Origin of the sequence: Buchnera aphidicola (Acyrthosiphon lactucae) (genome assembly GCF_005083565.1) — a bacterium.
GTDB classification, from domain to species: Bacteria; Pseudomonadota; Gammaproteobacteria; order Enterobacterales; family Enterobacteriaceae; genus Buchnera; species Buchnera aphidicola_AH.
The window spans coordinates 477,669-503,880 of record NZ_CP034891.1 but is presented as its reverse complement, the minus strand read 5'-3'; the positions used below and the strand labels follow the sequence as shown (position 1 = coordinate 503,880).

General features: G+C 22.6%; 20 protein-coding genes. 1 reads left to right on the top strand and 19 read right to left on the bottom strand.

Annotated elements, in window-relative coordinates; translation table 11 throughout:
- Window positions 1-3: 3 nt before the first annotated feature.
- From recD to D9V61_RS02280, 8 genes are all read right to left on the bottom strand, one after another.
- A complete protein-coding gene (recD, locus tag D9V61_RS02310) occupies window positions 4-1,815 on the bottom strand; it encodes an exodeoxyribonuclease V subunit alpha (protein WP_158339625.1) in 1,812 nt (603 codons plus the stop codon).
- Between the two features lie 4 nt (window positions 1,816-1,819).
- Entirely contained in the window at window positions 1,820-5,335 is a 3,516-nt protein-coding gene (gene recB, locus D9V61_RS02305) for an exodeoxyribonuclease V subunit beta (protein ID WP_158339624.1), read from the bottom strand.
- Window positions 5,336-5,347: 12 nt separating this feature from the next.
- A complete protein-coding gene (locus D9V61_RS02300) occupies window positions 5,348-7,090 on the bottom strand; it encodes a hypothetical protein (protein WP_315984405.1) in 1,743 nt (580 codons plus the stop codon).
- Window positions 7,091-7,596: 506 nt separating this feature from the next.
- Window positions 7,597-8,562 (bottom strand): exodeoxyribonuclease V subunit gamma, encoded by a 966-nt coding sequence (locus D9V61_RS03185; protein WP_261979458.1) that lies wholly within the window; start codon window positions 8,560-8,562, stop codon window positions 7,597-7,599.
- 63 nt (window positions 8,563-8,625) lie between these two features.
- A complete protein-coding gene (gene mscS, locus D9V61_RS02295; RefSeq protein WP_158339623.1) occupies window positions 8,626-9,471 on the bottom strand; it encodes a small-conductance mechanosensitive channel MscS in 846 nt (281 codons plus the stop codon).
- 143 nt (window positions 9,472-9,614) lie between these two features.
- Window positions 9,615-10,691 (bottom strand): class II fructose-bisphosphate aldolase, encoded by a 1,077-nt coding sequence (gene fbaA, locus D9V61_RS02290; RefSeq protein ID WP_158339622.1) that lies wholly within the window; start codon window positions 10,689-10,691, stop codon window positions 9,615-9,617.
- An 11-nt stretch (window positions 10,692-10,702) separates the two neighbouring features.
- The gene (locus tag D9V61_RS02285; RefSeq protein ID WP_158339621.1) at window positions 10,703-11,878 is read right to left on the bottom strand and encodes a phosphoglycerate kinase; all 1,176 of its coding nucleotides are present in this window, start codon (window positions 11,876-11,878) and stop codon (window positions 10,703-10,705) included.
- 119 nt (window positions 11,879-11,997) lie between these two features.
- A complete protein-coding gene (locus D9V61_RS02280) occupies window positions 11,998-12,591 on the bottom strand; it encodes a YhgN family NAAT transporter (RefSeq protein WP_158339620.1) in 594 nt (197 codons plus the stop codon).
- 303 nt (window positions 12,592-12,894) lie between these two features.
- Here D9V61_RS02280 and asd point away from each other — a divergent pair, with 303 nt between their 5' ends.
- Window positions 12,895-14,007: an aspartate-semialdehyde dehydrogenase gene (gene asd / locus D9V61_RS02275; RefSeq protein WP_187308775.1), complete on the top strand. Its 1,113-nt coding sequence runs from the start codon at window positions 12,895-12,897 to the stop codon at window positions 14,005-14,007.
- Between the two features lie 130 nt (window positions 14,008-14,137).
- On the opposite strand, the gene tusA is transcribed toward asd, so the two are convergent.
- The 11 genes from tusA to lysS form a co-directional block, all read right to left on the bottom strand.
- Window positions 14,138-14,356 carry a sulfurtransferase TusA gene (tusA, locus tag D9V61_RS02270; RefSeq protein ID WP_158339619.1) on the bottom strand — a complete coding sequence of 73 codons (219 nt, stop codon included), beginning with the start codon at window positions 14,354-14,356 and terminating at the stop codon, window positions 14,138-14,140.
- Window positions 14,357-14,446: 90 nt separating this feature from the next.
- Window positions 14,447-15,100, bottom strand: coding sequence for a nicotinate-nucleotide adenylyltransferase (gene nadD, locus D9V61_RS02265; RefSeq protein WP_158339618.1), 654 nt, complete (start codon window positions 15,098-15,100; stop codon window positions 14,447-14,449).
- A gap of 21 nt (window positions 15,101-15,121) precedes the next feature.
- A complete protein-coding gene (gene holA / locus D9V61_RS02260; RefSeq protein WP_158339617.1) occupies window positions 15,122-16,078 on the bottom strand; it encodes a DNA polymerase III subunit delta in 957 nt (318 codons plus the stop codon).
- 66 nt (window positions 16,079-16,144) lie between these two features.
- Complete coding sequence (leuS, locus tag D9V61_RS02255; RefSeq protein WP_158339616.1) at window positions 16,145-18,733, bottom strand: leucine--tRNA ligase; 2,589 nt, start codon at window positions 18,731-18,733, stop codon at window positions 16,145-16,147.
- A gap of 93 nt (window positions 18,734-18,826) precedes the next feature.
- On the bottom strand, window positions 18,827-19,711 hold the full coding sequence (corC, locus tag D9V61_RS02250; RefSeq protein ID WP_158339615.1) for a CNNM family magnesium/cobalt transport protein CorC: 885 nt from the start codon (window positions 19,709-19,711) through the stop codon (window positions 18,827-18,829).
- 80 nt (window positions 19,712-19,791) lie between these two features.
- Window positions 19,792-20,109, bottom strand: a complete 318-nt coding sequence (gene ybeY / locus D9V61_RS02245; protein WP_261979473.1) for an rRNA maturation RNase YbeY — start codon at window positions 20,107-20,109, stop codon at window positions 19,792-19,794.
- 163 nt (window positions 20,110-20,272) lie between these two features.
- A complete protein-coding gene (gene miaB / locus D9V61_RS02240; protein WP_158339614.1) occupies window positions 20,273-21,598 on the bottom strand; it encodes a tRNA (N6-isopentenyl adenosine(37)-C2)-methylthiotransferase MiaB in 1,326 nt (441 codons plus the stop codon).
- 57 nt (window positions 21,599-21,655) lie between these two features.
- Window positions 21,656-22,450 (bottom strand): thymidylate synthase, encoded by a 795-nt coding sequence (gene thyA / locus D9V61_RS02235; protein ID WP_158339613.1) that lies wholly within the window; start codon window positions 22,448-22,450, stop codon window positions 21,656-21,658.
- Between the two features lie 6 nt (window positions 22,451-22,456).
- On the bottom strand, window positions 22,457-23,308 hold the full coding sequence (gene lgt, locus D9V61_RS02230) for a prolipoprotein diacylglyceryl transferase (protein ID WP_158339612.1): 852 nt from the start codon (window positions 23,306-23,308) through the stop codon (window positions 22,457-22,459).
- Window positions 23,309-23,371: 63 nt separating this feature from the next.
- Window positions 23,372-24,619, bottom strand: a complete 1,248-nt coding sequence (lysA, locus tag D9V61_RS02225) for a diaminopimelate decarboxylase (protein WP_158339611.1) — start codon at window positions 24,617-24,619, stop codon at window positions 23,372-23,374.
- A 68-nt stretch (window positions 24,620-24,687) separates the two neighbouring features.
- Window positions 24,688-26,208, bottom strand: coding sequence for a lysine--tRNA ligase (gene lysS / locus D9V61_RS02220; RefSeq protein ID WP_158339610.1), 1,521 nt, complete (start codon window positions 26,206-26,208; stop codon window positions 24,688-24,690).
- Between the last annotated feature and the right edge of the window lie 4 nt (window positions 26,209-26,212).

Below are 26,212 nucleotides of genomic sequence, written 5' to 3'. Positions count from 1 at the left end.
TTATTATTTAAATATTATTTTTTCTGTATTTTTAAGAGCAGTTTTTATAAAAATTTCTTTTTCTGAAAAAATACTTAATATTTTTCGAGATCTTGTTATACCAGTATACAAAATATCTTTATTTAAAATATTTGAATTAAAATTTGGTAATATTAAAGCTGTATTCATAAATTCTGAACCTTGTGCTTTATGTACTGTGATAGCCCAAGCAGTTTTGTAATTTCTTAAAATTTTTACAGGAATATTAGTAATTTTATTATTTTCTTTTAAAAAGGATACTTGTAAAGTACCATTTTTATTAATATTAGTAATACCTATATTTCCATTAAATATATCTAAAAATTTATTGTTATTATTAATAATAATAGGTTTTCCTATATACCACTCTTGTCCATTGATATAAAAATATTTTATTATATTTCTTTGATACATATTTTCTTCTAATTTTTTATTTATGGTATTTACACCAAACAAACCATCATGTAATACACATAATACCTGATAATCTTGAAAAGATTTTATTATTTCTTTCATATTTTCATTTTTGTATATTTTTTCCCAAAAATTTTGATAGTTTAAAGCAATATTTTCAATCATTTTTATATATTTTTGAGTGGAATTAGTTTCATAAAAAAAAACATTTTTTATTGAATTCTTAAATAAATTTTTAATAATTTTTATTTTTTTATTACAAATTGCATTTGATAATGTATAAATTCCTGAACTTTTATCAAATCTATAGTTTTTTTTCAAGAGACATATACTATTACTGATAAACGCTGTTGTTGTTTTATTTATTATTTTTGACAATTTATATTGTGTAAGTTTTTCGATGTTGATTATAGTTTTAAAACTGTATCCATTATCAGCATAACAACAAATTTTTCTTAAAATAGAACATGATTCAACTGGACATAATTGATTATGATCTCCTATAAAAATCAACTTAGTATTGCTTGAAACTGAAAATAATATTTTTTCCATCATTAAAATGTCTACCATTGAAATTTCATCAATAATTAAAACATCTAAATCTAATAAATTATTTTTATTAAAAAAACTATTTTGCGATATTTTTTGGATTCCTAATAATTGATGTATAGTTTTAGCTCTAGATGGAAGAGAACATTTTTCTTTTTCGGAGAAATATAGATTAAAGATATTATTTTTTATTATTTCTGTTAAACGTGTTGTTGCTTTTCCTGTTGGTGCAGATAACTGAATTTTAATTGTTTTTTTTGCATTTTTAATTAATGCAATTATGATTTTTAATATAGTAGTAGTTTTTCCAGTTCCAGGACCACCTACAATAAATGTTATCTGATTTATTAAAGTTAGTGCTACTGCTATTTTTTGAAAATTTTTTCTTTTACCAGGAAATAAATTGTCTAATATTTTGGAACATTTTTTCTGATTAATTTTATTTTGATTTTTTTTTGTATATAAATAGTTTAAAATATTATTTTCAGATTTCCACATTTTATAAAGATATATTTTTTTTTTATATAACACTAAAGGTGTAGGAATATAACCATTACCCACAGATGGATGGTTTAATAACTCTAAGGACCAATTTATTTTTTTTTCTAAAATTATTAATATTTTTTTTATTAATTTCTTATTTGAACTAGAAAAAAAATAATTTTTTTCAAAATATTTAATAGGTAGAAAGATATGTCCTTGACTATTTTCATAACTTATGCAAGCTGCAACTAACATTACAACAATATTTTTTTCTGCGATAAATTGAGAAAAATAAAAATCAATTGGACGTATAATTTTTAATTTTACAGCTTTTTTTAATAATATAATCATATTTTTATGAAATTAAAGTAGTTATTTTTTCTATTAGTGAATAATCTGGAATAGAATAAAAAATTCCATTATTTTTTTGTTCAGGTTCTACTGCTCGCAAAAAAATATAAAAAACACCACCAAAATCATCTTTATAATTATAGTTTTTTATTTTTTTTTGCAAGTATTTATGTATTGCTATGGTGTATATTTGATATTGTAAATCATATCTTTTTTTAATCATTTCTTTTTTTATATGCACATTAGAATAAAAACTATTATTTTTTCCTAACCAATTAGACTTATAATCTAATATATAATATTTTTTCTTCCAAAAAAAAACTAAATCAATAAATCCTTTTAATATTCCCTTAACTGGATTAAAAAATAATTTTGGAGAAAGAATAGATATAGGATCAATACATTGTATAATTTTATTTAATTCTGTACTGTATAATTTATTTTTTATAGGTAAAAAAAATTCTAATTCTCTTATACATGATTTTTTTTCTATTTTTGATAAAATAATTTTTTTATTACCGATAGGTGTATTAATAATATTTTTTATCCAAGATATTAATATTTCAGTCCATTTTAAAGAAATATTATATTTGTTTAAAATATCAGAAAACCAATTATAATTTTTTTCATTTAAAAAAGGTAAATTTTTTAATATTTCATGAATCATCAATCCAGTATTTTCTCCCTTTGGAAAGTTATGTATTGTTGGAAATTTATTATTTTTTTTCTTATTTTGTATTAAAGATTTTTCTGAAATAGTTTCTTTTTTGTTGATTGTTAATAATTTATTTTCTTTATTTAATTGTGTAAAACTTGTTATTTTCCAAAGATTTCTGATTTTTTCATTTAAAAAATTTGTTTTTCGTATTAAATAAATTATTTTTTTTTCTATAGGTAATTCAAAATTTTCTGTATTATGTCTTATTTCTATAAAATTATTCATGCTTATTTTTTTTAATTGATTAAATAAGTTTTTGTAATTCATAGATTTACCATCTTGTATAGTGTATCCTAAACCACTTTTGTGAATATCACTATTATTTCTATTTTTTTTATGTTTTTTTATTACACATGCTATCCCAATACTACAATGCACAATTGCTCTTGTAAGTGCAACATATAAAAATCTTATATCTTCTGCTAATCTTTCTTCATCTGCTATAGATAAACTTTCATTAGTTTGTTTTATATCAAAATATGTTTTAAAATTTTTTTTATCATGATAAATAGGTAATAGTGATTTTTTAAAATCTATGCTAAAAGGTATCCAAACAATAGGATATTCCAATCCCTTCGATTTATGTATAGTAACAATTTTAACAGATATATTTTGATTAAAAGATCTAATATATTCATTATGTAATGGTTTTGTTTTTTGTAATATCTTTTTTTGAAACCAACTAATTAGAGATGTTTTTTTCTGAAAATATTGAAATTGTTCTTGTAATAATTCTGCTATATGTAAAAAATTTAAATTTTTTATATAATGTTCATTTATTTCTATAGAATTAGAGTTTATTTGATATTCTAATATTATAGTTTTAATCATATAGAAAATTCCTATTTTTTCCCATATGTCTTGGTATTCGTATAATTTTTCTATTAAAAAATATGAATTTTCATTTATTGATTTTTTTTTCATTATAGATGATAATTTTTTGAAAATATGTGTGGAATTTGATTGTCTTAATAATGTTTCATTTTCAGGTTCTAAAATAGATTCTAATATCCATAGTAATTCTTGAGCATCAAAAGTTTGGAAAATGCTCGTTTTTTCAGATGAGTATATTGAAATGATATTAAGTTTTTTTAGCTCGTTTTGAATTAGATTAGATTCTTTTTTATTTCTTACTAATATAGCAATATCGTTAGCCTTGAGAATTCTTTCTCCATTTTTAGTTGTAATCTTAGCTTTTCCTTTTTTTGCGGAAGTTAACCAAAAACTAATTTCATTTGCACACTGTTTTGAAATCCAAACTTGATAATCATCAATATGCACTTCTTCCTTTTCTTGTAAAAAAAATCTCATTGGAACTTGAATAATTTCATTGATCGTAAAGTTCATACTTGAGTTTTTATGAGAAGGCAATATAGGTGTAAATGAAATATTATTAAAAATAAATGGATTTTTATGTTGAGAAAATAAAAAATTAATACTTTTACACATATTTATTGAAGAACGCCAATTAGTATCAAGATAATAGTATGTTTTAATTTTAGATTTGGCATATAAATATGAAAAAATATCCGCACCTCTAAAACTATATATTGCTTGTTTGGGATCTCCAATAAGAAATAATACTGTTTTTTTGTTTTTTTTATATAAACGATCAAATATTTTATATTGTTTAATATCAGTATCTTGAAACTCATCAATAAATACTGCAGGGTATTTTCTTCTTATTAAATTTCTAAGATATTTTTCTTTTTTTACAGATTTTAAGAGTATATTTAATAAATCATTAAATCCTATTAATGATTTTTTTTTCTTTTCTTTTAGTAAAAATTCATTAATTTTTTTTATAGCGTATATAATAATAATATTTTTTAACGAAAATTTCTTTGTTAATATTTTTTCAGTTTCTTCAAAAATAATATATTTTGAGCAGATATTATTAGTTGTATTTTTTTTTATATTTTCTTTTGTAAAATATTTTAATGAAAGTGGAATTGCATAATCTTTAGTTTCAGATTTTGCCCATATTGTAATATCATTAATCCATCTAGAAAGATTAAAATTACTATATATTTTTTTATTTATTTTTAGATTATCAATTTCTTTGGGTATAAATTGATAATAAATTAACCATATTTTTTTAAAAAAATTTATTTTTTTTATGTTTTTTTTATGAGAAATAATTATTTTTTTATTGTTTAAAATTTTTTCAGGAAAATTAACTAACTGTACATGAAAAAATGGTTTTATCTTTTTTAAAAGATCGTTTGGATTTTTATAATCTTGATGAATAATATTAATAATATCTTCTGGTAAATTATAAAAAGAACGTCTCCAAAAATCTTGTGTAGCTTGTAAATATAAATTATCTTCATCATCAATTATTTTATCTTCAAAAATAGAATTTAAATGAAAAGTATGCAATTCTAATATATGTTGACAAAAACCATGTATTGTATAGATGCAAGATTCGTTTATGTTATTTTTTGCTTTTTTTAAAATATAAATAGCTTCATCTATATTATTAATTTCTTTTAAAAAAAAATCAAAAGGAGGATTTTTATTCTTTTTATTTATACAAGTTAAATATAGATTTTGAATACCATCTTTAATACGTATATATAATTCTTCTTTTGCTGTATTAGTAAAGGTAACTACTAGTATTTCATGCACTAAAAGCTTTTTTTTATATATATTTTTTTTTCCTATACCTAATAATAAACGTAAATATAACAATACAATTGTAAAAGTTTTTCCCGTTCCTGCTGAAGCTTCTATTAAATTTACTCCATTAAGAAATATTTTAAATATATCGAGTTTTTTTTTTATATTAGTAATATTCATCTTATTATATTTTTATTTTTTTTTATTTTTTAATATTGGAATTAGCCATTTTTGAGCTATTTCACAAATTTTTTTTATATTTTTTTGGTTCAATTGTGTAATTGTTTTTTGAATATAAAAATCTTTTTTTTCTCCTTCAATATAATCATTTCCTATCCAAGTTTCTAATAATTTTTTATATCCTTTTCTTTGTGTATAACAGTCGTTTTTAATAAAATTATTTTTTAAATCATAAACTTGATCAAGCCAAGATGCACCTGATTTTGTTAATAATAAAGGTTTTTTTATACCTTTTATATATCCTTTTATATATCGTAAAAGATAAGTATATGCTGTAATAGAATTTAAAGAAGAAAAAGACCAGATTTGATTTTTATAGCCTATTATTTTACTTTCTCCACGACCGTCTAATACAGAGTAAATTAAATGTTCTAACCATAAGCTAACACGATCACTATAATTAATAGTATTTGGTTTCCAACGTAGTAAACCTGTATTTTGTATTTCAGATAAAATACCATTTATTTGGTATTTTTCTATTTTTAAATTAATTTTTTTTTCTTCTGTTAAAACTCTATATTTCATAACTTCTTTTGCTATAAGGGTCATTTCTTGAATATTCTTATTCCAAAATATCTTGCCAAAAAAATTATAAGGTAAATTTCCAGAAAGAAGATAATGTTGAAATAATTCCATTGTATCTTGATTATTTATTATTTTATTTAATATAATAGTTTTTATTTTAAAAGAATCTAATTGATTTACTAGAAAAGGTTCTGTTGTATGAATTTGTTGTTTTTTTTTATTAAATTTTATTTTTAAATTAAAATTAAAAAAATAGCATATCGGATTTTTCCAAAAATTTATTAAATCTTTTAAATTGATTTTATTACAACTCTTTTCTTCTAATAAATTTTTATAATGTATTTTTTCATCTGGATGTTGAAAAAAATTTTGTAAATTTCTTTTTTTAAAGAAATCTATATTTTGTTTTTTATAAAAATGTTCTTTTTTATATTTTTTGCATAGATGTTTAATTATTTTTTTAGTATTATCTTCTAAACTTAAATTTTTATCTCCTATAAAACAGAAATTAAATGCTATATAATTTAACAATTGGTCAATTAAAACTGACGGGTATCTTTTACTTTCATCTTTAATAGAATATCCAATATAACTGATATAAAAATATTTTTCAGCACAGGATATACTTTGGGCAAATAAGTAACAATATTTTTGATAAATATCAATATCTCCAATTAATGGATAATTTTTTAATAAATTTAAATTATCTAAATAATTTGTTTTTGGAATACTTAAATGATCGGCTCCAATAATACATATTACTTTAAATGGAAGATAACATACAGCTGTAGGATGACAAAAATTTATTACACCAGGTAAAAATTTTTTTTTATTAGTATTAAAACATTTATAAAAAAAAATTTTTCTCAGTATGTTAATTGAAATTTTTTTTGAATAATTTGATAATAAACTCTCGTTTATCATTTCTATCCAATTTTTTTGAATTATCCGAATGGATTTTTCTATTTTTTTACTAGGGTAAAAAAAGTCACTAATTAATTTTCCAGATAATGAATGCCAATCTTTAAGATGTTGTGATTTTGATAATTTTCTTTGCCATTTTTTTAGAATTTTTATAAATATAATTAATTTTGATATAAGCTCTGCTCTAGAACCATTAATTAAACTACATGATAAAATATCATTCCAAATTACTTTCGTATCATTCATTGCATAGCTAAGAAGTAATTTTTCTATACCATAAAACCATGTATTTTGTTTATTTCTAGGAAAAGATAAATAATCTTTATGTTTATCATCAATAGCCCATCGAATATTTGTTTCTTCTATCCAATTATATAAAACTTTTATCTCTTCTTCTAAAAAATTAAATTTTTTTGCTATTTCAGGAATATCGAGTAATTCTAATATTTCTTCGTTTTCGAAACGACTATTTGATAAATTTAATATTTTTTTAAAACAAGATAGTATTATTTCAGTTTTTTTTGAAAAATTTTTAGATATAAAAAAAGGAATTTGTTTTTTATCATCTGCTGATGTAAATATTGATTGAATATATGAAGTATATTCATCAATGGAAAAAGAAGTAACAACGATATCACCAGGATTTATAGATGGATTTTCATTTAAAAATATTAATAATTTCTCATATAGTACTTCTATTTCATTTTTTTTATTAAAACAAATATTAATAGAAATTGAATTATCTGTTAATTTTAAAAATCTTTTTTTTTTATTAATTTATTACCGTGAAAAAAATCATTTTTAATAATATTTAGTAAATTGTTATTTTTATTTTTTTGAAAACAATTAATTATTTTAGTTTTTCTAGATTTAATAATATATAAAGCATAAATTTTTTCGTATTGCCCCCATAATGTTATGAGTGAATCACTAAATACATCTTTTTCTTGGATTTTTTTATTTAAACAAATTTTGTTATTTTCAATCAAATGAAATATATTGTTTTTATATGGTGTAATACATAAAAAGTAAATATTAATATATGCGCTTATTTTTTTAAATATTTTTATATAAGAAGGATGTAATGAAAAAGAAGAAATAATAAAAAAACGATCAGGTAAATATTTTTTTTTTATTTTTTTTTCTTTAATTAATTGTTTAAAATTATAAAACAAATTTGAAAAATGATGAATAGATTGATTTGTTTTTTTTATATTATATATTATTTTCATCCATAATTTTATTTGCCATTTTTTATTTTGATCAATTATTGATATATTTTTTCCTATTTCCCATTCGTTAATCCAATTAGGACGATAAAAAATATATTGCTCAAATATATTCGCCATTAAAAATGAAAATTTAAATTTTTGAATTTTATCGTCTTTTTTATTAGAATTTTTTAAAAAATCCTCATTATCTAAAACTTTCATGATTTTCCATATCATCATAGAATGCGTGAATGTATTTTTTAGATCTTTTTTAGATAAAATGATTTGAAATAATTTCCATATAAAATCATTAGGATGATATAATTTAAAATTAGCAGAAATTCCTATTTTTTCAGCAAAAAATACATTTAAGTATTGAAATAGTATTTTATTATCATAAATAAAAATATCTTTTTCTAAAATATTAGAAAGAGGTTTTTTTTGAATAATATTATATGCTTTTAATAATAGTATATTTAGTGAATTTGATTTATAAACCGTAAACATAACTACCTATTATTTAAATAAATTAGTAATTTTTTAAAATTTTATTTATTTTTTTATATTATCTTATTTTTTTTTATAAACATGTATATCTAGTTGAGGATAAGGAATATTAATATTATTTTTATCTAATTCTTTTTTAAATTTAGCCATTAAATCCCAATATACTGAATTTAAATCGTTATTTTTACTCCAACAACGAACTATAAAATTTAAAGAAGATGGAGCTAATTCACTAAGACCGACAATAATATCTCTATCTTTAATAACTCGATCTTCTTTTTCTATTACTGTTCGTAAAATTTTTATGACCAAGTCAATATCACTATTATAAGAGACACTTATAATAAATTCATTACGACGTGCTGGTTCTCTTGAATAATTAATTATATTACCAGAAATAATTTTATTATTAGGAACTACTACAATTTTCCCATCTAAAGTACGAAGTGTCGTATAAAAAATGTGAATATTTAATACAGTTCCTGAAACATTTCCTAAATTGACATATTCTCCAGTTTTTAATGGTCTAAGTGTTACTAATAACACACCGGCTGCAAAATTAGATAAAGATCCTTGTAAAGCTAAACCTATTGCCATACCAGCTGCTCCTAATATAGCAATTACTGATGTTGTTTGTACTCCAATTCGACCTAATGCAGCAATGAGTGTAAAAGTAATAACAATATATCGCATTAATGCAGAAAGAAAACCAGCAATAGTAGCATCAATATTACGAGTAATTAATACTTGGTTAACTCCATTTGATATGATTTTAGATATAAACATTCCAGAAACTAAAATAATAATAGCAGATGTCAGATTCACTATGTATCCAAGTAATAATTCTTGATTACGTATCAACCAATTTCCTGCATGATTGATATCATTTACTACATTTAATTCGTCCATTATGATCTCTGTATATTTTTTTATTAATTAAAAAAAATTATAGTTATTTATTTTAATACATAGTATATATTTCAATAAAGTGATTTTTCGGAGAATATTTTATTTATTCCCCGGAATATAGTTAAAATTTTTGATAAAAATTTTTATAAAATATTACAAGAATTTAATTCTTTAAATGATTTCTCTAATCTAACTGACATTGATTCTTGTGATTTTCTTATCCATGATCTTGGGTCGTAGTATTTTTTATTAGGTTTATTTTTATCAATTTTATTTCCTAATTGATTTTGTAAAAATTCTTTATTTTTTTTATAAAAGTTTAATACACCTTTCCATGCTGCCCATTGTATATCAGTATCAATATTCATTTTAACAATGCCATATTTAATTGATTCCTTAATTTCTTTTAAATTTGAACCTGAACCTCCATGAAATACTAAATTTAATGGATTTTTTTTCAAATTATGTTTAGTACTTACTAATTCTTGTGAATTTTTTAAAATAATAGGTCTAAGATCAATATTTCCCGGTTGATAAACACCATGTATATTACCAAATGAAGCAGCAATGCTAAAATTTTTACTAATTTTACTTAATTCTTCATAAGCATAATTTACATCTTGAGGTTGTGTATAAAGTAATTTTTTATCTATTGTAGTATTATCAATACCATCTTCTTCTCCTCCTGTACATCCTAATTCTATTTCTAACATCATATTAATATTTTTCATTTTTTTAAAATATTTTTTACAAATAGAAATATTTTCTTGTAAAATTTCTTTTGATAAATCAATCATATGAGAAGTAAAAAGAGGTCTGTTATTATTATAATAATATTTTTCGCCTACTTCTAGTAGTCCGTCAATCCATGACAGCGTTTCTTTCGGACAATGATCAGTATGAAGTATTACCGGGATTTTATAATATTTTGCCATTAAATGTACATGTTGAGCACCAGATATAGATCCTTTTATTGCTTGTTCATGATTTATTGATAACCTATTTTTATAACCTGCAATAAAAGCAGCTCCTCCATAAGAAAATTGTATGATAACTGGGGATTTTACTCTAGCTGCAGTTTCTAAAACACTATTAATAGAATCAGTTCCTATACAATTTATAGCTGGTATTGCAAATTGTTTTTTTTTGGCTAATTCAAATATTTTGCGAGCTTCATTACCATTCATAACACCTGGTTTAATAATATTTAAAATATTCAATTTTTTTCCTATTAATTATTTATTTGTTTTTTAAAATGTTCTTCTAACATGTGTATTGCAGGTAGTTTTTTCCCTTCTATAAATTCTAAAAAAGCTCCTCCTCCAGTTGAAATATAAGAGATATTATTTTTTATATTAAACATATCAATCACAGATAATGTATCTCCTCCTCCTGCTATTGAAAAAGCATGGCTATCTGCAATTGTTTTTGCAATCATTTCAGTGCCTTTTCTAAAATTTGGAAATTCAAATACTCCAACTGGTCCATTCCAAATAATTGTTTGAGATTGTTTAAGAATATGAATAATTTTTTCAATACTTTTATCACCAAAATCCATAATTTCTTCATTTTCTGTAATATTATTAGGTAATTTAATTATAGATTTTTCATTTTTACAAAAATTTTCCCCCACACGTGAATCGATTGGTACAATAATATTGTACTTATCACGTAATTTTTTAGCTTCAAATATAAAATCTGGTTCATGTAGTGATTTTCCTATTTTATAATCAATAGCTAAAAAAGTATTTGCTATTCCTCCTCCAACTATTATTGTATCTGCAATTGTAGCTAATTTGTTTAATACATTAAATTTAGTTGATACTTTTGAGCCTCCAATTATAGCTACCATTGGACGTTTTGGTTTTTTTAACGCTTTTTTTAAAGCATTTATTTCATTTATTAGAAGAAGTCCAGCACATGCAACTTTAACAAATTTTCCTACGCCGTAAGTAGATGATTGCATTCTGTGTGCACTTCCAAATGCATCCATTACAAATATATCGCAAATATTAGAATATTTTTTAGATAGTTTGTCATGGTTATCTAATTCTCCTTTATTAAAACGAGTATTTTCTAAAATTGCAATTTCTCCTGAATTAAGTTGAACATCTTCTAAAAAATTATCGGAAAAATATATTTTTGTATAATTAAATTTTTTTTTAAAATATTCAAATATAGGGAATAAAGAATATTCTTTTGTATAACATTCTTCTTTTGGTCGTCCTAAATGAGACATAATAATTACTTTCGCGTTTTTTTTAATGGCAAATTCAATAGTAGGAAGAGAAGCTAAAATTCTTGCATCAGATTGAATAACTCCTTTTTCTATAGGAACATTTAAATCACTTCTTATTAAAACTCTTTTTCCAGTTATATTTATTTCAGTTATTTTTTTTATAGTCATAATCATACCTTTTTACAGTAATTTGTATGTAATTTTTCTTAATTTTTTTATATTTTTAAAAAAAATTTATTTTAACCTGTTATTCTACTGATAACAGGTTCTTAAAGAAATAATATATTCTAATTTTTAAACCATGCTCTAATTCCATCTAAAAACATTTGAGTAGAAAGCATAATTAAAACTAAACCCATAAGACGTTCTAAAGCATTAACACCTTTTGCACCAAATAATTTTAAAAATAAACCAGATAATAATAATATTATAACAGTAAAGCACCATGCAATTAGTAATGATCCAACTAAATAAAACATATGATATAAATATTGATGCGATAGAAGCATTAATGTTGCTAATAAAGATGGTCCAGCAACTAATGGAATAGCTAAAGGAACTAAAAAAGGTTCTTCATATGAAGAAACATCATTACTATTGTTTTCTTCAGAAGGGAAAATCATTTTAATAGCAATTAAAAATAAAATAATACCTCCAGATATTGAAACGGTTTCAGTTTTTAAATTTAGAATAATAAGTATCTTTTCTCCAACAAATAAGAATAATAGCATAACAATTAATGCTATAATCATTTCACGTATAACTACAATTCTTCGTCTTTTTGCTTCTAGGTGTTTTAATATTGTCATGAATATTGGAAGATTTCCTAAAGGATCCATAATTAGAACTAATAATATAGTTGTAGAGATTATTTCAGTCATTTTAATTCTTTCTATCCTTTTAAAGTTATGCTCTTTCTTATATAAAATATTTTTTCTAATATAAAATTATGATTTTATAGTATATTTAAAATTAAAATAGAATTTTATATTTTAATATTTTTATTAAAAATCTCTTATATCTTTAGAGAGTATATATTTTTCTTATATAAAATTTTTAATTATTAATTAATGTTCTTTTACTGATTATTCTTAGGAGCCGGAAAAAAGTTTACTTTAAATATGTTTATTAATAGTTTTAATAAATATTATTATTAATGTAAATTATCCGTGTATTTATTGATTATGAAAATTGTAGGTTTAGTTGGTTGGCGTGGAATGGTTGGATCAGTTTTATTAAAAAGAATGCAAGAAGAAAATGATTTTTTAAAAATCAAACCTGTTTTTTTTTCAACATCTCAATCTGGTCAAAATAGTCCTATTATAAATAATTCAGCTTCTAATATTCTAGAAGATGCTTATAACATTGATGCTTTAAAAGACATGGATATTATAATTACATGTCAAGGAGGTATTTATACTAAAGAAATTTATCCAAAATTGCGAAAAAATGCTTGGAAGGGTTATTGGATAGATGCTGCCTCTAATTTACGAATGAACAGTGATTCTGTGATTATTTTAGATCCTATTAATTATCATTTTATACAAAGTTCTATAAAAAAAGGGATTAAAACTTTTATAGGAGGTAACTGTACTATTAGTTTAATGCTTATGTCTTTAGGAGGTTTATTTGAAAAAGAACTAATTGAATGGATTTCTATATCTACTTATCAAGCGGCATCTGGTGCAGGTGCACGTCATATGATAGAGTTATTAAATCAAATGGGAATGCTATATAACATTGTATCAAAAGATTTATTAGAAGATTCTCTTTCAATTTTAAATATTGAACATAAAGTAACTCAAATGTCTCGAAGTTTGAATTTTCCTGTCGAAAATTTTTCTGTTCCATTAGCTGGTAGCTTAATACCCTGGATCGATATAGAAATGAGTAATGGTCAAAGTCGAGAAGAATGGAAAGGTCAAGCTGAAACTAATAAAATTTTAGGAACTAAAAATAATATTTTAATTGACGGTATATGTGTACGAATAGCTTCGCTTCGTTGTCATAGTCAATCATTTGTTGTTAAATTAAAAAAAGATCTTTCTTTAGAAAATATTGAAGAAATTATTGAAAATCATAATCAGTGGGTTAATGTTGTTCCAAATAATATAAGAGATACATTATTAAAATTAACTCCATCTGCTGTAACTAATACATTAGATATCCCAATAGGTCGTTTAAGAAAATTAAACATGGGTAAAAAATATTTATCTGCTTTTACTGTCGGAGACCAACTTTTATGGGGTGCTGCAGAACCTTTAAGAAGAATGTTAAATATATTAATTAATCTTTAATATATTTTATATTATTAGAAAATAGATTTTTTAAAATATATACACTATATTTAATATATAATAATTATATATTAAATTTTAAAGTGTATATATTAAATATTTAATTATTATTAGAAATGTTTTTCAAAATTTACAATCCTTTTTTTAACAAAAAACGATAAGGTTTGATTGTTATTTCATGTTTTAATAATTGATGTTCCATAAAATAACAAAAGTTTGGAATATCTCTTTTAGTTGCCGGATCATCTGATAAAACTAATATTTTTTCATTTTTTTTTATATTACGAATTGTTTTTCTTATGACCATAATCGGTTCTGGACATCGTAGTCCAATTAGATTCAATATAATATTTTTTTTTTTTTCATTTTTTTATTAAATATATTTCACATTATTTGTTTAAGTTTTATAAAAACATCCAATAAAGAAGTAAAAATATTATTAATTATAACAGTATAATTTTTTTGATAAAATATAATTATTTACAATAGATGGCAAGAGTGCACAAGAACTTACGCCCGTAGAATAATTTTTTCTTATTTTACTTGAAGAAATATTAATAAGAGATGTTTTTGAAAAAAAAATTAAACCAAATGATTTCTGATGTAGTAAGTTAAAATCGTATACTGTATTAGAATAGATCCAATTTTTAAATTCATTATTATTTTTAATAATATCATTTTTTTTATGTTTTCTAGGACAAATTAACAGGTGACAATATAATAATATTTTTTTCCAATCTTTCCAGAGATAGAATTTTTTTAAGTTATCTTCTCCTATTATAAAGCACAAAGGTCTTGAATAACTTATTGTTTTTCTAATTTTTTTTAATGTATCTATAGTATAAAAAAAATTATTTTTTTTTGTTTCTAAATAACTTATTTGGAATAAAGGATTATTCTGAATAGCAAGTTTAATCATTTTTATTTTATCTATTATCGATGTTTTAGTCTTATCTCTATGAGGGGGGCAGTTATTTGGTAAAAATATTATTTTTTCTATAGATATTTCTTTGGCTAATTTTTCAGCAGAATAAATATGTCCATAATGAATAGGATCGAAATTTCCACCAAATATTGCATGTAATTTTTCCATTTTTTATTAATATATAGGGTCTTAGTTACATAATGTTAAAGTTAATTCTTGTAGTTGATTCCAAACGTTAGTATTATATTTTTTTTTAATGTTTATTTCTATTTTTACAAGTATTTTAATAGCTTTTAACAAACTATTATTATTAATTTTTTTACAAGCATTTTTAAAAAATTTATATCTAGTATGCCAAATATTATTTTTATCTAATAGTGAATTAGTAATTATTGTTTTTTCACGTCTAATATAAATTAATTTAAATAAATCCTTTTGTAAAGAACGTACTAGAATAAGCGGGTTGTATTTTTTTTTACAAAAATGATTTAGTATATAAATAGCTTTTTCTATTTGACCTTGAAATATAGAGTTAATCCAATGTAATGGAGACAAATCAAAAAAATCAATAATAATTTTTTTTATTTTTTCTACTGTGATGCAACTATTGGGCCATGTTATTAATAGTATATCTAAAATTTTATATATAAATAAAGTATTACCTTCATAGTATTTACATAATAAAAGAAATGCTTTTTCTTCTATATTTATATTTTTTTCTTGAATTTCATATTTGATCCAATTAATAAAATGTAAATTATACGGTGTAAAACAAGAAACTATATTAAATTTTTTAAATTTGTTTAAAAATTTATTCTTTTCAATAAAACGAGATAAATGATTAAATTTTAATATGATTAATATATCTAGATTTAAAACAGAAAATATTTCATGAATATGTTTAACTAAAACAATATTTAATTTTTTTATAAGAAAATTAACGACTAAAGTAGTTTTTTTAAAAAATAAATTTTTATTTTTATAAAATAAAATCACTTTTTCCCAATCTTTATCCTTTTCTATATCAATTATCACTTTTTCTGAAAATCCCTTTTTATATGCAAAATTTAATATTAAATCTTGATTTCTTTCTAATAAGAAAAGATCTTCTCCTAAAAAAATATAAAAGGAGTTTAATTTATGCATTATTTTTTTTTTAATTCATCTGGATTTATACTTTTCATATAAGAAATTGTGCTATTTTTATAAGTATTATTTAGTGTATAGTACAAAATTTATTATTTTTTTAGGAATGTATATTATGTTTTTTATATTAACATTGTCTAAATATTTTTTTATTGTAGGTTCATTTTTTATATGTAAAAAAATTTCTTCTTTATTTAAATTATTAGATATTTTTATAGTATGTCGTGTTTTTCCATTAATTTGAACGATAATTATATCATATTTTTTAAGAAGTATATCTTCTTTAACCATAGGCCATTTTTCATTATCAATAGGTGTTTTTTCATAAAAGTAATTCCAAACAAAAAAACAAAAATGAGGTGTAAATGGATATAGCATTTTGATAATACAAATCAAAGATTCCCTCATAATAGATTTATCTTGTTCTTCTTGTATGGGAGCTTTTACTAGTTTGTTTACTAATTCCATAATTGCCGAAATAGCAGTATTAAATGTTTTTCGACGACTTATATCATCAGAAACTTTAGAAATAGTTTTATGTAATTGGTAACGTAATTCACTCTGTTGATAGTTTAAAGAATTAAAATTCATTTTTTGATGTGTGTTTTGTATTTCAATATAATTTAATATTAGTTTCCAAAGTTTATTTAAAAAACGATATACTCCTTTGACACCAGATTCTTTCCATTCTAATGAAGATTCTACAGGGGCAGAAAACATTATAAATAAACGGATTGTATCAGCTCCATAGCGTTGAATCATTAGTTCTGGTTCGATGCCATTATTTTTTGATTTAGACATTTTAATCATGCCTGCATAGATTAATTCTTTTCCTTCTTTATTATATGATTTAATAATTTCTCCTTTTAAATTACGTTTTATCAATACTGATGAGGAATGCAACCAATTTCGTTGCGATTTTTTATCAATTTCATAAAAAGCTTCAGCAAGAACCATACCTTGACATAATAAACTTTTAACTGGTTCATCAGAATCTACTAATTTAAAATCACGTAATAATTTATGATAAAATCTAAAATACATTAAATGCATAATTGCATGTTCTATTCCACCAACATATTGATCGACAGGCAGCCAATATTTTGATGCTATTGAATCAATCATACCTATATTAAAATTTGGACAGGTATATCTTGCATAGTACCAAGATGACTCCATAAACGTATCAAAAGTATCTGTCTCTCTAATAGCTTTTTTATTATTTATACAAATTTTAGCCCAATTAGAATTACGGTCAATCGGATTTTGTAATAAATTAATATTTTTTTTAATTTTTGGTAAGATTACAGGTAATTTATTTTCTGGTATTGGTATTATTTTCCCGTTTTTAAATTTTGCCATTGGAATAGGAGTTCCCCAATAACGTTGTCTTGATACGCACCAGTCTTGTAATCTATAATTAATTTTTTCTTCTAATATTTTTTTTTGATATAATATTATTTTTATTTTTTCACTACTATCTTGAAAGTTTAACCCATCAAATTCTTGAGAATTAAATAATATTCCTTTTATATTTATAAAAGAACTATCTGAATTTAATTTTTTATTTTTAGGATTAAAAACAACATATTTAATTTTTAAATTATTTTTGACTGCGAAATTCCAATCGTTTTCATTATGTCCAGGAGTACATAATATTGCATTTGTACCATATTCTTTTATAGTAAAATTTGAAATCCAAATTGGTATTTTTTCTTCTGTAATCGGATGAACAATAAATAGATTTGTATTGATTCCTATATATTTGACTTTTTTAAATTCTTCTGGTGAGATATATTTATATTTCTTTATAAATTTTTTAATTATTTTATTTTTTTTAGATAAATTTACAGATAATTCATGACAAATAGATATTGAAACATATGTAATACCCATTATAAGATCTAATCTATTAGTAAACGCTTTTAATTTTTTAGGAGTATTAAAAATATTTAAGGTGATTTGAAATCCCTTTATCCGTCCAATCCAATTCCTTTGCATATTTTTTACATTTTCAGGCCAGTCAGTTAATTTTTTTAAATCTTGATATAAAGATTCAGCATAATTTCTTATCTTTATAAACCACTGTGGAATTTTTTTTATTATTATTTTATTATTACATCTCCAACAGCAGCCATCAATAACTTGTTCGTTTGCTAAAACTGTGTTATCGTGGGAACACCAGTTAACTAAACTATTTTTTTTATAGACAAGTTTTTTCTCATATAATTTAGTAAAAAACCATTGTTCCCAACGGTAATATTCTGGATTACATGTAGTTATTTCACGACTCCAATCATAACTAAAACCTAATGATTGAAGTTGTTTTTTCATATATTTTATATTTTTTTCAGTCCAGGAAAAAGGAGTTGTATTGTTTTTTATTGCAGCTTCTTCGGCAGGTAAACCAAAAGCATCCCAACCCATTGGTTGTAAGACATTTTTCCCTAGCATTCTTTGATATCGAGCAATAACATCGCTAATAGTATAATTTCTAACATGACCCATATGTAGTTTTCCAGAAGGGTATGGGAGCATAGGAAGACAATAATATTTTTCTTTTTTAAAATCTTCTTTTACTTTAAAAGTTTTATTTTTTTTCCAATATTCCTGTACGTAAAGTTCTATTTTTTTTGGTGAATATTCTTTTTCCATATTTTTCTCTGAAAGAAATATTTAATAAATATAATACTTTTTAATATCAATTAAAAAATAATTTTATTTCTTTATTTGTTTAAATACAAAACATTATTTTTGTTCTGATTCTATTAGTACTGGTACTTTGTTGTCTGGAATAGTTACATGTAGTTGTATAACTTTTGTACTGTCTGCTATAGAAATTTTAAAAGAATAACCATCAATATTAATACTTTCACCACGACTTGGCAAATGACCAAATTCTTTCATAACTAATCCTCCTATAGTATCTACTTCTTTATCACTAAAATTAGTATTGAAAGTTTCATTGAATTCTTTTATTTCTGTAAGTGCTCTAATAGAAAATGTGCATTTTTGAATTTTTCTAATATTTAATGTTTCTTCGTCATCATATTCATCTTCAATTTCTCCAACGATTAATTCAAGTATATCTTCTATAGTTACTAAACCTGAAACAGCTCCAAATTCGTCTATTACTATAGCCATATGGTTTCTTTGTGAACGAAATTCTTTTAACATTCTATCTACATATTTACTTTCTGGAACTACAACGGCTGGTCGCAATATATTTTTTATAAAAAAAACGTTATTTGAATTCTTCATAAATGGTAATAAATCTTTAGCAATTAAAAATCCTTCAACATAATTATTATCACTACTCATTACTGGAAAACGCGAATGAGCAGATTCGATGATAATATCAAGACATTCATTTAAATTATAGTTTAATTTCAATGTTATCATTTGTGTTCTTGGGATCATAATTTCTTTTATTCTTTTTTTGACAATATGCATAACTCCTTCTAACATATCGCAAGTATCTTGATCAATTAGTTCATTTTGTTCTGAATCACGAATTAATACTAATAATTCTTCTCTATTTTTAGGCTCATCATGAAAAATATGATTTAATAAAATGGAAAAAAAACCTTTTCTATTAATTTTATCACAGTTTTGAGAATACTTATCACTCATGGTATTAGATTATCTATTTTAAAATATATTTTACTATTCTATTGTAGAAATGCTTGAGTTAAAATATTTTTTATAAAAGATTAATAATTTTTTAAAATATGTGGTTTTTTATAATTTAAAGATACCATTATTTTATTTTCCATTTTTTCCATAATATCTGTTTCTTTATCGTTTTGATGATCATATCCTAATAAATGTAATATTCCATGTATTGTTATATGAGCCCAATGTGATTCCAGTGATTTATTATATTTTAGAGATTCTTTTTCTATTATGTTTTTACATAATACTAGATCTCCTAATAATTTATGATTAACTTTGATAAAATTATTAAAAGGAAATGATAAAATATTTGTTGGTTTGTTTTTTTTTCTATAAGTAAAATTTAACTTTTTAATTTCTAATTCGTCTACAATTCTTATTGTTATTATATTAATATTTTTTTTTTATATAAAATTTTTTGGATCCATTTTTTAAAATGTATTTTTTTTGGTATATTTTTGTTTTTTTTACAACAAAGTTGAAGATTTATAATAATATTTTTCATATATTTTAATTGAATTAATTTTCAAATAATTCACCTTTTAATGAATGTGTATGTACTTTTTTAATTTTTATATTAACAAATTGTCCAATCATTTTAGATGAACCTTTAAAAGTAACAATTCTATTGTTTTCTGTTCGTCCATATAAATACATAATATTTTCATTAGACACACCTTCTACTAAAATAGATTGTATGCTTCCAAACATTTTTCTGCTCCATGACATAGTTTGTTTATTTATACGATCTTGTAAAATATACAAACGTCTTTTTTTCTCCTTGATATCAATATTATCTTCCATTTTAGAAGCAGGTGTTCCAGGTCGGTTAGAGTATATAAAACTAAAGCTCATATCAAAATTTATATTTTTTATAAATATCATAGTTTGTTGAAAGTCTATTTCAGATTCCCCAGGAAAACCTACAATAAAATCAGAACTAATTTGAATATTAGGTCTAGCAATAATGAGTTTTTTAACAATAGACTCATAATCTTCTATTGTATATGAACGTTTCATTAAATTTAGAATTTTATTAGAACCACTTTGAACAGGAAGATGTAAAAAGCTAACTAGTTTTGGTGTATCTTCATATACTTCGATAATATCATCAGTAAATTCGAGTGGATTGCTAGTAATAAAACGAATTCTATCAATACCATCTATTTCTGCAACTAATCTGATTAATTCTGAAAAATAACAAATTTTTCCGTTAAAAGTCGGACCTTGATATGCATTAACATTTTGTCCTAATAAATTTATTTCTCTTACTCCTTGTTTTGCTAAAATTGATATTTCAAATAAAATATCATCACATGGACGACTAATTTCATTTCCTCTAGTATACGGTACTATACAAAATGAACAGTATTTATTACATCCTTCCATAATAGAAACATTTGCTGTATATCCTGTTATTTTAGATTCTAAAACATGTTTAAATTTTTCTAATTTAGGAAAACTAATATCAATAGATAATTTTTTTGTTTTTTCTACTTCAGAAATCATTTTAGGTAATTTATGTAAAGTTTGAGTTCCAAATATAATATCTACGTAATTTGCTCTTTTAAAAATTTCTTTACCTTCTTGAGTTGCTACACAACCTCCTACAGCAATAATAACTTTTGGATTTTTATTTTTTATTTTTTTCCATCTTCCAAGTTGATGAAAAACTTTTTCTTGAGCTTTTTCTCTTATAGAACAAGTATTTAATATTAATATATCAGCGTTTTCTACTGATTCAGTAATTAAATATTTGTTTTTTTTTTGTAATAAGGTGATTATCATAGATGAATCATATTCATTCATTTGACAACCCCAAGTTTTTATGTATATATATTTCATATGTATAAAAATTAATCCAAGTGAATTTATAAAGATATTCTTTTGAATATAAATTTTTTATATAGATATTTTCCCTTTAATAGAAGGATAAGGATGGTATCCAACAATTTTAAAATCTTCAAAAGAATATTGGAATAATGATTTAGGTTTTTTAAGAATTATTAATTCTGGAAGTTTACGAGGTGTTCTAAGTATTTGTTTTTTTGCTAATTCAATATGATTATTATATAAGTGAACATCGCCTCCTGTCCATAAAAATTCTCCAACTTTAAAATTACACTGTTGTGCTACCATATGTATAAGTATTGCATAACTAGCTATATTAAAAGGTAGTCCGAGAAATACATCACAAGAACGTTGATATAGTTGACAACTTAATATATTTTTAAAAACATAAAATTGAAAAAGAACATGGCAAGGAGGCAATCGCATTTTATTTATATCTCCTACATTCCAACTAGAAACTATCATTCTACGGGAATCAGGATTTTGTTTTAATTCTATTAATATATTCTTTATTTGATCGATGTTACTTCCTTCTAATGTACTCCAACTTCTCCATTGTTTTCCATATATTGGACCAACATCTCCAAATTTATTTGCCCAATTATTCCAAATTGATATTTTGTTTTTATTAAGATAGTTTACATTAGTATCTCCTTTTAAAAACCATAAAAGTTCATAAATAATAGATGGAATATGACATTTTTTTGTTGTAAGAAGTGGGAAACCTTTCTTTAAATTAAATTTCATGTTATAACCAAAAATAGATAAAGTACCTGTACCTGTACGATCTTTCTTTTGATTTCCAACTTTTATTATTTTTTTAATTAATTTAATATATTGTTTCATAATTCCTCATGATTGATTTTTATAGAAAGATTTATACATGATAATTAATCCAGAAATAATCATTGGTAATGATAATATTTGTCCCATAGTAATCATATTTTTAAATAGTCCTATTTGAGGATCTGGTTCTCTAAAAAATTCTATAAATATTCTAAATACTCCATAACAAATTAAAAATAAACCGCTAATACTACCTGTTGGTCTATTTTTTTTTGAAAAAAAATAAATTATAAAAAACAATAGAATTCCTTCTAAAAAAAATTCATATAATTGTGAAGGATGACGTGGTAATGCACCATATTTTTCTAATAATGGTGTTAATTGAGGATATTTTTTTATTATTTCTGTATCTTGATATTGAGAATTAGGAAAAATCATTGCATATGAAAAATTTGTTGATACACGACCCCATAGTTCACTGTTAATAAAATTTCCTAATCTTCCAGCACCTAAACCAAAAGGTATCAATGGAGTTATAAAATCAGATATTTCTAGTATTTTTTTTTTATATTTAAATGAAAAATATACTATTATAAATATGGCACCTATTAATCCTCCATGAAATGACATTCCTCCTTCCCATATATAAAAAATGTGAAATATATTTTTAGAAAAATATGTAAAATTATAAAAAATAATATATCCTATTCTCCCTCCAATACAGGATCCTAAAAAAATAGCATATACTAGTGTCTCGACTTTTTTTTCATGCCATTTTTTTTTATTTTTAATATTGAGTTTTTTTCCATACCACATTGCAAATAAAAAACTAATTATATACATCAAACCATACCAACGAGCAGATATAGGACCAATAGTAAAAATTACAGGATTTAAGTCAGGAAAAAAAATGTACATTTTTTTTGGAAATACCTCTTCATAAAAAAATATTTTTATATTTTCAAATTATTTTTAAAAGCATTATTTTTCTAAACTTAATATTTCTTCGATTGTCTGACGTCTTCGAATAATAATCGAATCATTATTTTTTAATAATATTTCTGGAATAAGTGGTCTTGTATTATAATTAGATGACATTGTAGCTCCATAAGCTCCTGTATCATGAAAAATTAAATAGTCACCTAATTTTATAATAGGTAATTTTCTAGTTTGGACTGTTCCTCCTTCCTTTTGTGTAAAAATATCTCCTGATTCACATAAAGGACCTGCGACAACAGTATCAATTGTTTCTTTTTCGTTAATATATCTATTATCTCCAGAAACAACAGATATATGATGGTAACTACCATACAGAGTTGGTCTCATTAAATCATTAAATCCTACATCTACTAAAACAAAATTTTTATTACCCATTTTTTTTATAGCCCATACTCTAGAAATTAAAATACCTGATTCTGCAACTAAAAATCTTCCAGGTTCAATTTCTAATTGAATTTTTTTTCCTAAAAATTTAGATATTTTTTTTCTTGCTATATCCCATAACATAAAATATTTTTTTATATCAATAGTTTTATCATCGAATTTATAAGGTATGGGTAATCCTCCGCCAACAGAAATATATGATATTTTTTGATTTAATTCAAAAGCATATTTAATCATAGATTGACAAACTTTTTTTAAATGTAAATAATTTACTCCTGAACCTATATGCATATGCAAGCCTATTAATTTTAATTTATATTCTTTTATAATTGGAATTGCTAGTTTAGGTTCCCAAATTCCATGTTTACTATTTTCCCCTCCAGTGTTAGTTTTTTTACTATGTCCATATCCAAATCTGGGATTAATTCTAAGCCAGACATGATGACCTGGTGAAACTTTTCCTAATTGTGTTAACATATCTAAAGAACCAGCATTTACTGGTATTTTACAATCCACTACTTTAAATAACGTTTCTGCATCTAAAATATCTGCAGTAAAGATAATTTCATTTGTATTTGGTTTAAATCCAGATGATAAAGCTCTTTCAATTTCACCTAATGAAACAGCGTCTATTTTTACATTTTTATTTTTTATTAACTTTAATATATTAATGTTTGAACAAGATTTTTGAGCAAATCTAATAACATCAAATTGTTTTAACAATTTAATTTTTTTATAGATAATATTAGAGTCATAAACCCAAAATGGAGGTTGATATTTTTTTATTAGTTTTTTAACGTTTTTTATATTGAGATTACTTTCAGTATTGTTTAGAAGTTGTGGCATGATGTTATATCTCATTGAATTTATGAAATTTTTCATATTTAAAAAGATAAACTTTTAATATATGAAAATTATTTTTTAAAAGAACGAAGTGTTGGAAATAAAATTACATCACGAATACTAATTTGATCAGTTAATATCATAATTAAACGATCTATTCCAATTCCTAATCCTGATGTTGGTGGTAAACCATATTTTAATGCTTCTATATAATCTTCATCATAAAACATATTTTTATTTTCTTCCTTATTTGCTTTTTTAATTTGATTTAAAAATCGTGTTTTTTGATCTTCTACATCATTTAGTTCTGAAAATCCATTTCCTATTTCATATCCAGCAATAAAAAGTTCAAATCTATCAGTTGTGTCTGGATTAATGTCATTACGTCTTGCTAATGGAGAAACTTCTACTGGATACTGAGTAATAAAAGTTGGTTGTATTAATTTTTTTTCTACTGTTTTTTCAAAAATTTCATTTTCTATTTGACCGTTTCCCCATTGTTTTTTTACTTTTATACCTATAGATTTTGCAATTTTTTTTATCTTTTTAAAATCATTTAAATCAGATAAGGTAATTTTGGGATTAAATTGAAGAATAGCATTTTTCATAGTTAATCTATGAAATGGTTGACTAAAATCAAAATTATTTTTATTAAATATAATTTTATTATCGTTAAAAAGAAATTTAGTAATACTTTTAAAAAGATTTTCGATTAATATCATCATGTCTTCATAGTTAGAATATGCAATGTATGCTTCCATCATAGTAAATTCTGGATTGTGACGAGCTGATACTCCCTCATTTCGAAAATTTCTATTAAGTTCAAAAATACGTTCAAAACCACCAATAATTAATTTTTTTAAATATAATTCAGGAGCTATTCTTAAATACATTTTAGCATTTATTTCATTATGATAAGTAATAAAAGGACGAGCATTTGCTCCTCCAGGAATACTTTGTAACATTGGAGTTTCTACTTCTAAAAAATCATTTTTTATCATGAAATTACGAATTGCCATAATAATATTAGAACGTTTTTTAAAAATATCATGTAATTTATTATTACTAATTAAATCGAGATATCTTTGTCGATAACGTATTTCTTGATTAGATAAACCATGAAATTTATCTGGTAAAGATTTTAAAGACTTATTGAGTATTTTAATATTTTGACAATGAACAGATAATTCTCCTGTTTTAGTTTTAAATAATATTCCAATTACACCTAAAATATCTCCAATGTCCCATTTTTTGAAATGAGTATTATAAAATTCAGATGATATGTTTTTTTCATTTATATAAATTTGTATTTTCCCTTCCATATCTTGTAGTGTAAAAAAAGAAGCTTTTCCCATAATACGTCTTTGTATCATACGACCAGCAATAGAAACTTCAATATTTGATATTTTAAGTTCGTTTCTATCTTTTTTTTGATGTTTTTTATAAATTTTTTTTGAAGTTGTATTTCTTCTGAAATTATTTGGAAAAGAAAATCCTTTTTTTTTCATATTAATAAGTTTTTTTTCTCTACTTGTCATTTCATTATTAGAAATATTACCATTATCATTATTCTTTTTTTTTATTTCTAACATTTTG

What these genes read in the sequence shown, in the direction of transcription:
- recD (WP_158339625.1), bottom strand. Translation starts at nt 1,815, where the DNA reads ATGATTATATTATTAAAAAAAGCTGTAAAATTAAAAATTATACGTCCA.
- recB (WP_158339624.1), bottom strand. Translation starts at nt 5,335, where the DNA reads ATGAATATTACTAATATAAAAAAAAAACTCGATATATTTAAAATATTT.
- D9V61_RS02300 (WP_315984405.1), bottom strand. Translation starts at nt 7,090, where the DNA reads ATGAATGATACGAAAGTAATTTGGAATGATATTTTATCATGTAGTTTA.
- D9V61_RS03185 (WP_261979458.1), bottom strand. Translation starts at nt 8,562, where the DNA reads ATGTTTACGGTTTATAAATCAAATTCACTAAATATACTATTATTAAAA.
- mscS (WP_158339623.1), bottom strand. Translation starts at nt 9,471, where the DNA reads ATGGACGAATTAAATGTAGTAAATGATATCAATCATGCAGGAAATTGG.
- D9V61_RS02285 (WP_158339621.1), bottom strand. Translation starts at nt 11,878, where the DNA reads ATGACTATAAAAAAAATAACTGAAATAAATATAACTGGAAAAAGAGTT.
- D9V61_RS02280 (WP_158339620.1), bottom strand. Translation starts at nt 12,591, where the DNA reads ATGACTGAAATAATCTCTACAACTATATTATTAGTTCTAATTATGGAT.
- asd (WP_187308775.1), top strand. Translation starts at nt 12,895, where the DNA reads ATGAAAATTGTAGGTTTAGTTGGTTGGCGTGGAATGGTTGGATCAGTT.
- nadD (WP_158339618.1), bottom strand. Translation starts at nt 15,100, where the DNA reads ATGGAAAAATTACATGCAATATTTGGTGGAAATTTCGATCCTATTCAT.
- holA (WP_158339617.1), bottom strand. Translation starts at nt 16,078, where the DNA reads ATGCATAAATTAAACTCCTTTTATATTTTTTTAGGAGAAGATCTTTTC.
- leuS (WP_158339616.1), bottom strand. Translation starts at nt 18,733, where the DNA reads ATGGAAAAAGAATATTCACCAAAAAAAATAGAACTTTACGTACAGGAA.
- corC (WP_158339615.1), bottom strand. Translation starts at nt 19,711, where the DNA reads ATGAGTGATAAGTATTCTCAAAACTGTGATAAAATTAATAGAAAAGGT.
- miaB (WP_158339614.1), bottom strand. Translation starts at nt 21,598, where the DNA reads ATGAAATATATATACATAAAAACTTGGGGTTGTCAAATGAATGAATAT.
- thyA (WP_158339613.1), bottom strand. Translation starts at nt 22,450, where the DNA reads ATGAAACAATATATTAAATTAATTAAAAAAATAATAAAAGTTGGAAAT.
- lgt (WP_158339612.1), bottom strand. Translation starts at nt 23,308, where the DNA reads ATGTACATTTTTTTTCCTGACTTAAATCCTGTAATTTTTACTATTGGT.
- lysA (WP_158339611.1), bottom strand. Translation starts at nt 24,619, where the DNA reads ATGCCACAACTTCTAAACAATACTGAAAGTAATCTCAATATAAAAAAC.
- lysS (WP_158339610.1), bottom strand. Translation starts at nt 26,208, where the DNA reads ATGTTAGAAATAAAAAAAAAGAATAATGATAATGGTAATATTTCTAAT.